Source organism: Methanobrevibacter sp. (assembly GCF_045611865.1).
GTDB lineage: Archaea > Methanobacteriota > Methanobacteria > Methanobacteriales > Methanobacteriaceae > Methanocatella.
Genome location: NZ_JAZKXX010000013.1, coordinates 1 through 10,274, shown reverse-complemented (window position 1 = coordinate 10,274; position 10,274 = coordinate 1). Strand labels below are relative to the sequence as shown.

At 34.9% G+C, this 10,274-nt stretch carries 10 protein-coding genes; 7 read left to right on the top strand and 3 right to left on the bottom strand.

The features are described 5' to 3' along the window. Positions 1-18: 18 nt before the first annotated feature. The 7 genes from ACKI32_RS01315 to ACKI32_RS01285 all read left to right on the top strand — a co-directional run bounded on the left by ACKI32_RS01315 (position 19) and on the right by ACKI32_RS01285 (position 5,516). A complete protein-coding gene (locus tag ACKI32_RS01315; RefSeq protein ID WP_297828338.1) occupies positions 19-249 on the top strand; it encodes a 4Fe-4S binding protein in 231 nt (76 codons plus the stop codon). Positions 250-261: 12 nt separating this feature from the next. Beyond that, a complete protein-coding gene (locus tag ACKI32_RS01310) occupies positions 262-831 on the top strand; it encodes a molybdopterin dinucleotide binding domain-containing protein (RefSeq protein WP_407412873.1) in 570 nt (189 codons plus the stop codon). Continuing rightward, positions 821-2,197 (top strand): formylmethanofuran dehydrogenase subunit B, encoded by a 1,377-nt coding sequence (locus ACKI32_RS01305; protein WP_407412872.1) that lies wholly within the window; start codon positions 821-823, stop codon positions 2,195-2,197. Before ACKI32_RS01310 ends, ACKI32_RS01305 begins: the two co-directional genes overlap by 11 nt. Before the next feature lie 7 nt (positions 2,198-2,204). Next, complete coding sequence (locus ACKI32_RS01300; RefSeq protein WP_407412874.1) at positions 2,205-3,920, top strand: formylmethanofuran dehydrogenase subunit A; 1,716 nt, start codon at positions 2,205-2,207, stop codon at positions 3,918-3,920. Positions 3,921-3,922: 2 nt separating this feature from the next. After that, on the top strand, positions 3,923-4,798 hold the full coding sequence (locus ACKI32_RS01295; protein ID WP_407412871.1) for a formylmethanofuran dehydrogenase subunit C: 876 nt from the start codon (positions 3,923-3,925) through the stop codon (positions 4,796-4,798). Between the two features lie 44 nt (positions 4,799-4,842). Continuing rightward, the gene (locus ACKI32_RS01290; RefSeq protein WP_407412870.1) at positions 4,843-5,133 is read left to right on the top strand and encodes a DUF2097 domain-containing protein; all 291 of its coding nucleotides are present in this window, start codon (positions 4,843-4,845) and stop codon (positions 5,131-5,133) included. Positions 5,134-5,225: 92 nt separating this feature from the next. Then, positions 5,226-5,516, top strand: a complete 291-nt coding sequence (locus tag ACKI32_RS01285; protein ID WP_407412869.1) for a DUF2097 domain-containing protein — start codon at positions 5,226-5,228, stop codon at positions 5,514-5,516. Here the strand turns inward: ACKI32_RS01285 and ACKI32_RS01280 are convergent, their stop codons facing one another. The 3 genes from ACKI32_RS01280 to ACKI32_RS01270 all read right to left on the bottom strand — a co-directional run bounded on the left by ACKI32_RS01280 (position 5,517) and on the right by ACKI32_RS01270 (position 10,057). Next, on the bottom strand, positions 5,517-7,199 hold the full coding sequence (locus ACKI32_RS01280) for an NrpR regulatory domain-containing protein (RefSeq protein ID WP_407412868.1): 1,683 nt from the start codon (positions 7,197-7,199) through the stop codon (positions 5,517-5,519). 42 nt (positions 7,200-7,241) lie between these two features. Further along, positions 7,242-8,597 (bottom strand): type I glutamate--ammonia ligase, encoded by a 1,356-nt coding sequence (glnA, locus tag ACKI32_RS01275; protein WP_407412867.1) that lies wholly within the window; start codon positions 8,595-8,597, stop codon positions 7,242-7,244. 293 nt (positions 8,598-8,890) lie between these two features. Next, positions 8,891-10,057: an aldo/keto reductase gene (locus ACKI32_RS01270; protein ID WP_407412866.1), complete on the bottom strand. Its 1,167-nt coding sequence runs from the start codon at positions 10,055-10,057 to the stop codon at positions 8,891-8,893. Positions 10,058-10,274: the final 217 nt, after the last annotated feature.

Below are 10,274 nucleotides of genomic sequence, written 5' to 3'. Positions count from 1 at the left end.
TAAAGACTAGGTGATTATATGGAACTTAAAGTTAATCAAGATAATTGTTTAGGATGCGGGATTTGTGTAATTGCTTGTCCTGTAAATGCAGCTATCAGTCCTGAAAATGCTGGTGGTAATGGTGCAAAGACTGAAGAAGTTGTTATGATGGTAGAAAACGGTTTTATTAAACTTTTCAGTCCGGAAAAATGTGAAAAGTGTGGAACATGTCAAATGTTTTGCCCAGTAAATGCTATATGGTTAGAATAGGGGGATTAAAATATGCATTATGCTAATACTTATTTAGAAAAACCTGTAGTGCCTGATGTAAAAATTACTGGTGAAGGAACTACCGATGTTTTAAAATGTATGTTAAACACCGGATCTGACATTTACCAAGGTGCTTGTAAGAAAAGAGGATCTACCTTAAAACAAGAATACAAAAACGCTTCTGGTACTTGTTACATGGATCCTAGGGATATGGCAAAATTAGGTGTAAACAACTGGGATACAGTACTTGTTAAAACTGACTTCGGTGAAGTAGTAGTAAACTGTGCAGTATCAAGAGATGCACCTCACGAAGGTACAGTATTCATTTGTAAAGGTCCATGGGCTAACACTATTGTAAGCCACGACACTTACTGTTGTTCTGACCCTACTTACAAAGGTATTCGTTGTACTGTAGAAAAAACTGATAGAAAAGTATTACTCATGGCTGACTTAATGAGATGGGTATACAAAAAATACGTTGATGAAGAAGATAACGATGTTGTTGAAAACATGGATTCTTTAGGTGAAAGACCTGTTTATCATGGACGTAAATGGGAGGAGTTGATTGACCATGACTTATGAACCACCTGTAACTGATTACGATTACATTGTTGAAAATTGTACCTGTGCATTTTGTGGTTGTAACTGTGACGACTTAGATTATTTGGTTAAAAACAATCATGTTGTTGCTGTAAGACACGCATGCAGATTAGGTGCAAGTAAAATTATGGAAGATATGGATCAAAGATTAATTGTTCCAATGATTAGGGATGAAAATGGAGAACTCAAAGAAGTGGATTGGGATACTGCTTTAGATAAAGCTGCTGAATATATCGCTAACTCTGTAAGACCAGTATTTTACGGTTGGTCTGAAACTTCTACTGAATGTATGAAAGAAGGAGTAGCTTTAGGTGAATATATTGGTGCAGTATTAGATAACCAAGCAACTATCTGTCACGGTCCTTCATTACAAGCTGTGCAAAACGCAGGTTACCCTATTCAAACTTTAGGGGAAGTTCAAAACAGAGCAGACATGATTGTTTACTCTGGAAGTAACGCTATGAACTCTCACCCAAGACACATGGCAAGATACGCTGTATTCTGTCGTGGATACTTCAGACAAAGAGGAAGATTCGACAGAACTGTTGTTACTATGGATCCAAAATTCTCAGACACTGCAAAATGTTCTGACAAATGGATTGGATTCGAACAAAACGGAGACTACGGTTTCTACAATGCTATTAGAGCAGTTCTCAGAGGAAAAGAATTATACCAAGACGTAATTTCTGGAATTCCTAAAGAAGATATTTATGAATTAGCAGAAGAAATGAAAAATGCTGAATTCGGTGTTCTCTTCTTCGGTTTAGGTTTAACCCACACTTTATCAAAACAAAGAAACATTGATATTGCAATTAAAATGGTACAAGACTTAAACAAATACAGTAAATGGGGTCTTACTCCAATGAGAGGACACTTTAACGTAAACGGATTTAACATTTTCATGGCATTTGAATGTGGATTCGCTTTCGGTGTTGACTACTGTAGAGGTTACCCAAGATATATGATGGGTGAAACCAACACTATCGATTTATTAGTTAGAAAAGAACCTGACTGTTTCATGGTTATTGCAGCTGACCCAGGTGCTCACTTCCCTAACGGAGCAAACCAACACTTAGCTAATATTCCTGTTATTCAAATCGATATTCACTGGGGTCCTTCCACTGAATTGGCTGATGTAGTATTACCAGGTTCATTCATTGCTGTAGAATGTGCTGGTACCAGTTATCGTATGGATGGAGTTCCTATCTACATGAAAAAAGCAATCGACAAACCAGAAACCTGTCGTGATGACGAATGGATTGTCCGTGAATTGAAAGAAAGAGTAATGAAACTCAGAGAAGAGCCAAACGTAGCTCCAAAATATGTGCCAAATCCAAACGCACTCTAAAGGTGATATAATGGAATATATTCTTAAAAATGGTATTGTCTACGACCCAGCTAATGAAGTCAATGGGGAAAAGATGGACGTTATGTTTAAAGATGGTAAAATCGTAGAAAGCGTTTCATCCGATGCTAAAGTCTTAGACGTTACCGATAAAATAGTCATGCCAGCAGGTATTGACCCTCACGCACACGTTGCAGGTCCTAAATTAGTAGTAGGAAGATTATATAGGCCTGAAGATTCCAGGAGAGGTGTTACTCAAAAAACTAAAGTATTAAGATCAGAATCTGGATTCTCTATCCCAAGTTGTCCTGCAACCGGTTACAGATACTCAAGATTAGGTTATGGTACTGTTGTTGAAGCAGCTATGCCTCCTCTTGAAGCAAAACACACTCACGAAGAAATTGCAACTATTCCACAATTAGATATTCCAGCTTTACCATTATTCGGTAACAACTGGTTTGTAATGGAATATGCAAAAGATAATAATATTGAAGACATTGCAGCATTTATTGCAGCATGGTTAAAAATCTCCAAAGGTTACGGTGTAAAAATCGTAAACCCATGTGGAAGTGAAGCATGGGGATGGGGTATGAACGTACATGGTTTCAATGATAAAGCACCATACTTCGATGTAACTTCCAAAGAAGTTGTTATTGCTTTAGCAAAAGCTAACGAAATGTTAAACTTACCTCACTCTATTCACATTCACCCTAACGACTTAGGACACCCAGGTAACGTACCTACAACCTTAGAAACCATGGATGCTATGGATGGTATTAAAAAAGGTAAAGGTGCAGCTGAAGTCAGAGACCAAGTTATGCACATGACTCACTTACAATTCCACTCTTACTTAGGTAACAGTTGGAAAGATGTAACTTCCGGTGCTGAAGAAGTCGCTAAACATTTCAACAAGAAAGATAACATAACTTGTGATATTGGTCAAGTAACTTTCGATGAAACTACTACCATGACTGCAGATGCTCCTATGGAATATGACTTATTCAAATTATCTGGTTTAAAATGGACCAACAAAGATATTGAATGTGAAACTGCAGCAGGTATCATTCCTTGTATTTACTCCAAAAGAAGTCCTGTTAGCACTTTACAATGGGCTATCGGTCTTGAATTATTCTTGTTAATTGAAGATCCATGGAGAGTATGTTTAACTACTGACCACCCTAACGCAGGACCATTCACTAGATATCCTAGAATTATCTCCTGGTTGATGAGTAATGAGAAAAGACAAGACATGTGTGAAAACGAAGTTCACAAATGGGTTAACAAAAGAACTCTTCTCCCAACTCTTGAAAGAGAATACGATTTCTACGATATTGCAACTATTACAAGAGCTGCTCCAGCTAAAATCTACGGATTCACCGATAAAGGTGCACTCACTCCTGGTTACAGAGCAGACATTGCAGTATATGACATAAATCCTAATGAAATTGACCCATCTAAACAAGCTGATGCAATTGAAGAAGGTTTCAATGTTGCTGAATACACTATTAAAGATGGTCAAATCTTAGTAAAAGATAAAGAAATTGTAAAAGTTAAAGAAAGTCAAAACGTATGGGTTAACGTAAAAGGATGGGAACAACAAGAACAAAAAGTTATCGACAACATTATGCCGTTCTTCACCCAATACTACTCAGTTAAATGGGAAAACTATCCAGTACACGACCACTATGTATCTAACCCAATAAGAATAGACGTTGATGGTAAATAGGGGTGTTTAATTTGAAAACAATAACATTTGATCAAATCAAAACTTCTTCAATCGCTTTAGAATTCGATGAATTAATTCCTGATGAAATTTACTCATGGACTGAAGCTGATTTCGCAAGATATCAAGTTCCTATTGGAAATTCAAGATTCCCAATTACTGACTTCTTCGAAATTACTGTAGAAGGAGAAGCTAATGGGCCTGATGAAGTAGAAATGATTCTCAACGGTGATTTAAACAGAGTAAAATACATCGGTTGTAAAATGAGCGGTGGAAACATCGTATGTAACAGCAGTGTAGATTTACACGTTGGTGCTGAAATGTCCGGTGGATCCATTCTCGTTAAAGGGGATGCAGCTGCTCACGCTGGAAGAGAAATGTCTGGCGGATACCTTGAAATCGAAGGTAATACCAAAGAATTCACTGGTGCTTCTTACATTGGTGAATGGAGAGGTATGACTGGAGGACAAATTGTTGTCGGAGGTAACGCTGGAAAACAATGTGGTGAATGTTTAACCGGTGGTAAAATCCACGTTAAAGGTAACTGTGATATCTTAGCTGGTATTCACATGACCAAAGGTCTCATTGAAATCGACGGTGACGTAAACCGTTGGCCTGGTGGACAAATGAAAAACGGTAACATTGTTATCCATGGATTCCTTGGAAGATTACTCGAAGGATTTGTTCTCGACGGTGTTGTAGTCGATCCTGAAGTTGATGGAGTTACTTTCAAAGGTAAATATATTCATTACACTGGAGATATTGGTCTCAACGGTAAAGGTAATCTTTACTTAGGTGCTGAAGCTAACAAAGAAAAATTAGCTACTTACGGCGAATTAGACGACGAATATACTTCAATCAGAGAATACAGGAATTTATAATTCCTTTCTCTTTTCTTTTTTTATTTGATTTTTTGGTAGATAGTATGGTAGAAGAAATTCAGATGACACTTGATGAAGCAGTTGAATATGTTAGAAATAATGTTCATGTTAATGATATTTTAGAAGTTTCATATAATCGTATTTTTGCTCCGGGTGAAGTATTGGGGATAACTGAAGAAGATGAAGTAACCGGTGAAGGTCTTAGAATTGGATTGCAGTTAACCGGAGAGATATTAAATCAATCTATAGAAATTGATTTAAAAGAAATTGGTGACGATTTATTAGAAATGCGCCACATCCATGAGGGCAAAGAAATAATTATCGAACTCATTTAAAATTCTTTTTTTTATTAAAAATTTATTTTGTTCGTTTCATGACAAACATTTATATATTATTAAATATATCTTTAATTAGGAGGATGAGTATCATGAAAAATTTAGAGTTAACTACAAAAGAAGCTGTATCCTACTTAAAAGAAAATGTAAAAATTCATGATAAACTAGAAATTTCATATAATCGTATTTTTGCTGAAGGTGAAGTCTTAAATGTCGATTTTTCAGAATATTTCGGAAAACCTGGCTTTAAATTATTACTTTCACTTGATGAAAGTGCGTTGGGTGCTACTATTGAAATTGATGTTTATGAAGTCGAAGAAGATATAATTGAGTTTATTCATTATCCAAAAAATGGAGAAGATGTGGAAGTTAGTGTAATCTAATTACAGTCTATCCATATTTTCAAAAGGCAATAATTTTTCGATAGCTTTAACTTCAACATCAATGCCTTTTTCTTTTATTGCACCCATTGAGTTTAGACCACTACCAGTTACAACACCAAAATTATAATTATCTGCTTTTGCATTGTAAGCTAGTTCTCTTGGTTTTCCAATTTTATAAATTGAAAATCCAATATTGTTTAATATATCTAAAAGATAAACACTATAATCTCTAGATATGTATGGAATTTCCTTAAAACTGGCTAAAATTTTACTAGGTCCTATATTTCTAGTTATTGAGGTCATATTTTTAGCTAAAAATATTTTATGTGGATCTTCTGTGGAACCGTTATAAGAAATCAAATCAATAAATAATGGAGGTTCGGTAAGCTCAAGCAATCCTCCGTATTTTGGATTACTCATAATTCCGTTGTCTATTAATATTCCATCAATACTTAAACTACAGATTGTTGCAATACCAACTTTATCTTCATCGGTTGGATGGTCAATTAATTTGTAGTATGGATTTATGTATTTTGGATTATTATTGTATGTCTCTTCCATTATTTCCAAAGAAGAATCTAAATCATCCCTATTAATATATGAAACATTTGAGATGATGTCTCCTTTTCTCTTTTCAACATCAAAATTAACCTGTTGGATTAAATTCCATGTTTTTGAAAGTAAAAATGGTATTTTAGGTTGAATATCATGTTCTACTTCTTTTAGGGAATGCTTTACATTTGATGTTAGTGGTGATAAAGTTTTAAAATCCCTAATTTCTTCAGCTATTTTTATGTCAATAGGTTGATTTTCTTCCTGAACAGCACAAAATGGTGTAATTCCACCTACAATTGATATTCCAACCATTCCGTCTGGAACAGGAATTCCTAAAATGTCTTTTCCTTCTTCAGAAATAGCTATTACGCCACCAATTCCTATTTTTTCAAGTTTGCTGATAATTTCTACAGCTTTTTGTCTTCCAATTCCTGGAATTAATCTGAAATTGGCAGGTATAATACCGTTACCGCTATTCACCACGTCATGAATGGAGGTTAATCCAGAGGAAGAAAATGCATCGAGAGGAGTTAGGGATGTTTTTTTGTAAGAAATCAGTTCTGTAAATTTAATTGGTTGTGAATCCTCGATTTTTAGAAGTCCTCCATATTGTGGTTGTGATGGTATTCCTTCATTAAGCAGTATCCCATCGATTGTTGTTCCGCATAAGGTTGTGACTTCAATTTCGTCATTGCTTCCAACCCTATTTAAATTAACGTAAGGACTGACAGAAAGCCCACTTCCAATGATATCTTTAAGTATATTAATCGATTCTTCGTTATAAATAGTTGAAGTATTGACAACTACATTTCCTTCTTGTGTGATATAGTTGAAGTCAGTTAAATAAATCATTTCTTCAAATTTTGAATAAATGAAGTCGACTTGATCATAGATTAATCCTTTTTCTAATTTTTCACGACCAAGATTTGTAATCTGTCTTCCAGAATAACCCATCCTTTCAGTATAACCTTTCTCATCTAAAATCTGCATGTGATATCTTACCGCACGTTCACCTAAATTGAAACCTTTGTTTTTTAGTTCATCGGCTATTAATTTAGAACCGGTGGGTTTATCTTGTTCATTCAAGATTCTTAAAATCTCTATCATTCTATGTTCAGATTCTGACATAAATTAACTCCAACTTAAAAAATAAAAAAAGTAATATTTAGATTAGATATCTAAATATTTTCTTTGTTCGTATCCAAATACTTGAACACGGTATTCGTCCCATTCTTGATATTTGAGCTCTAAGAATTTTTGTGAAATGTGGTCTCCTAAAGCTCCAAGTATTAATGGGTCTTCCTCAAGGGAGTGGTAAGCTTCCCATAAACTGGATGGTAAAACTTTGATTCCCATTGCTTCTCTTTCTTCTTCGGTTAATTGATAAATGTTGATTTCGGTTGGTTCACCAGGATCAATTTTATTTTGAATACCGTCAATACCTGCTTCTAACATTACAGCAAATGCTAAGTATGGGTTACATGCTGGGTCAGGTGCTCTGTATTCGATACGTGTAGCTTTTCCACGAGCTGCTGGAACTCTGATTAAAGCAGATCTGTTTTTAAGACCGTATGCTCTGTAAACTGGTGCTTCGTAACCTGGTACTAAACGTTTGTAAGAGTTTACAATTGGGTTAGTAATAGCGGTTAATGCAGGAGCGTGTTTTAACAATCCTCCCATAAAGTAAAGAGCATCTTTTGAAAGACCGGTTTCTGAGTTTGGATCTGAGAATAGGTTTTTGTCACCTTTAAATATGGATTGGTGACAGTGCATTCCACTACCGTTTACACCAAAGAAAGGTTTTGGCATAAAGGTTACTCTGTAATCCATTTGGTCAAAAGTAGCCATGTTATCTACAATAGCTTTAATAGCTTGTTTGAATGTAATTACAGCATCTGCAGTTTTTAATGCGTCTTTAAATTTGAATGCAATTTCGTTTTGACCAGGAGCCACTTCGTGGTGGGAAGCTTCAACTTCAAAGTCTAATTCTTCTAAGTTTAAGGTTAATTCTCTTCTGAAATCAGGTCCTTTGTCTAATGGTTCTACATCAAAGTAAGTAGCTTCATCGTATGGCATTGGGTATCCATTTTCATCAATGTCTACAATAAAGAATTCTGGTTCTGGACCGATGTTGTATTGTAATCCCATTTTTGCGATTTTTGCTAAGGATTTTTTTAATACGCTTCTAGGGTCACCAACAAATGGTTCATGTTCAGGAGTCCATACATCACAAATAAATCTACATACTGCAGATTCTTCTGGTCTCCAAGATAATCTAGAATAGGTATTTATATCAGGTTTTAATACAAGGTCACTTTCGTTAATTCCAACAAATCCAGCAATGGATGATCCGTCGAATAACATTCCTTCATTAAATAATTCAGGCATGTCTTCCGCATTGAATGGAATTACGATGTTTTTTACAGTACCGTTTATGTCGACAAATTGTAGACGGATAAATTTAATGTTATCCTCTTTCATTTGTTCTATTACATTTTGCATTTTTTCTTCATTAATATCGCTCATACAATCAAGCTCCAATATTTAAGTAATATTGATTTTATAAAAAGTAGTCGGAAAGTATCTTCCTACCTTGGAAATATATTTCCATCTCTTTGTATATAAAGGTTTTGCAAAAATAGTTAGATAGTTGTATTCTGTTGGTTTTAATATATTAATGTTTAAGTTTTATTTTATTTGATGCAAATTTTACTATTGATTTTAAATTTCAATGATAATTTGTTCAAATTAATATAAAAAATGAATGTAAAATTGATTTATTGTTTAAAGTTTGTGTTGTAATAATGAACCTAAAAATTTCAGAAGTGGTCAAACTCACTGCCGAAGTATTCATAAACTTTTTGAAGTTCTTCAGGAATATCAATCATTTGAGTACAAAACGGTAAACATTCTTTGCAGTCAACACAGCTATCTGCTCTTGAATCATCATCAATTAAAGTGAAATACTGCATTGCACTAGCTTTAGGATCTCCCATCATGTGTGCAATGTTATATTCGGTTAAACAGTTGACGATATCCACTCCATGAGGGCAAGGCATACAATAACCGCATCTTGTACAGTTATTTCCAAGAAAAGTCCTATAGGTTCTTGCAACTTCCCTTATCAATTCCTGATCATTTTCGCTGATAATGTCGGTTTTTGAAGCAATTCTGATATTCTCTTTTACCTGTTCGAGACTGGTCATACCACTTAAAACACAATCGACGTCATCCCGGTTCCATAAATATTGGAAGGCCCATTCAACAGGAGTTCTTTTTACTTCGGCCATATCCCATAATTCCTGGATTTCTTGCGGAATATTTTGAACCAATCTTCCTCCCCTTAAAGGTTCCATTATCATACTGCCGACATTCAATTCTTTTAGATAATTAAGGCCCATTATGCCTGATTGGTAGTATTCATCAAGATAGTTCATTTGGGTTAAGACAACTTCCCATTTTGGATATTCATCCAAAATCTCAATTAAATAATCAATTTCAGTATGTGAGGAAAATCCAACATGTTTAACCTTACCGCTAGCTAAACAGTCATCTAAAAAGTCCAGAACATCTAAATTGTAAACTTTGTTCCAATCGGTTTCGGTTAATGCATGGAGCATATAGATATCAATGTAATCTGTCTGTAATTTTTCAAGTTGTATGTCGAGATAATAGTCAAAATCAGATTTTTTTTCCATTAACCAAGAAGGAGACTTTGTTGAAAGAATTATCTCATCTCTCAAACTATTTTCATTTAGAAATTCACCAATGAATTTTTCACTGTTACCATTACCGTCAAGTCCTTCACTGTGGTAAGGATATGCTGTATCAATTAAGTTAATTCCATTTTCAATTCCATATTCAAGCATTTTAGATGCTTCTTCTTCATCAATATCTGCATTGTTACTTTTTGTCGGTAATCTCATAGCTCCAAAACCTAGTCTGGACACTTCAAGATTGGTATTTCCAAGTGTGTTGTATATCATTTAATAGGCCTCTCTTTTACAGTGATATATTTCAAAAAAGAAGTATAAAATTATTATGTTTTCTTAAAAAAAGGTCATTTAAAAAATAGTTTAGATGGAAAATTCCTGGGATTAGGATGCCGGGGGCGGGATTCGAACCCGCGATCTCACGGTATCCCAGGAATAAGTCAGAGCACTGCTTTATTACCCTATGAGCCGTGCGCTCTAACCAGCTGAG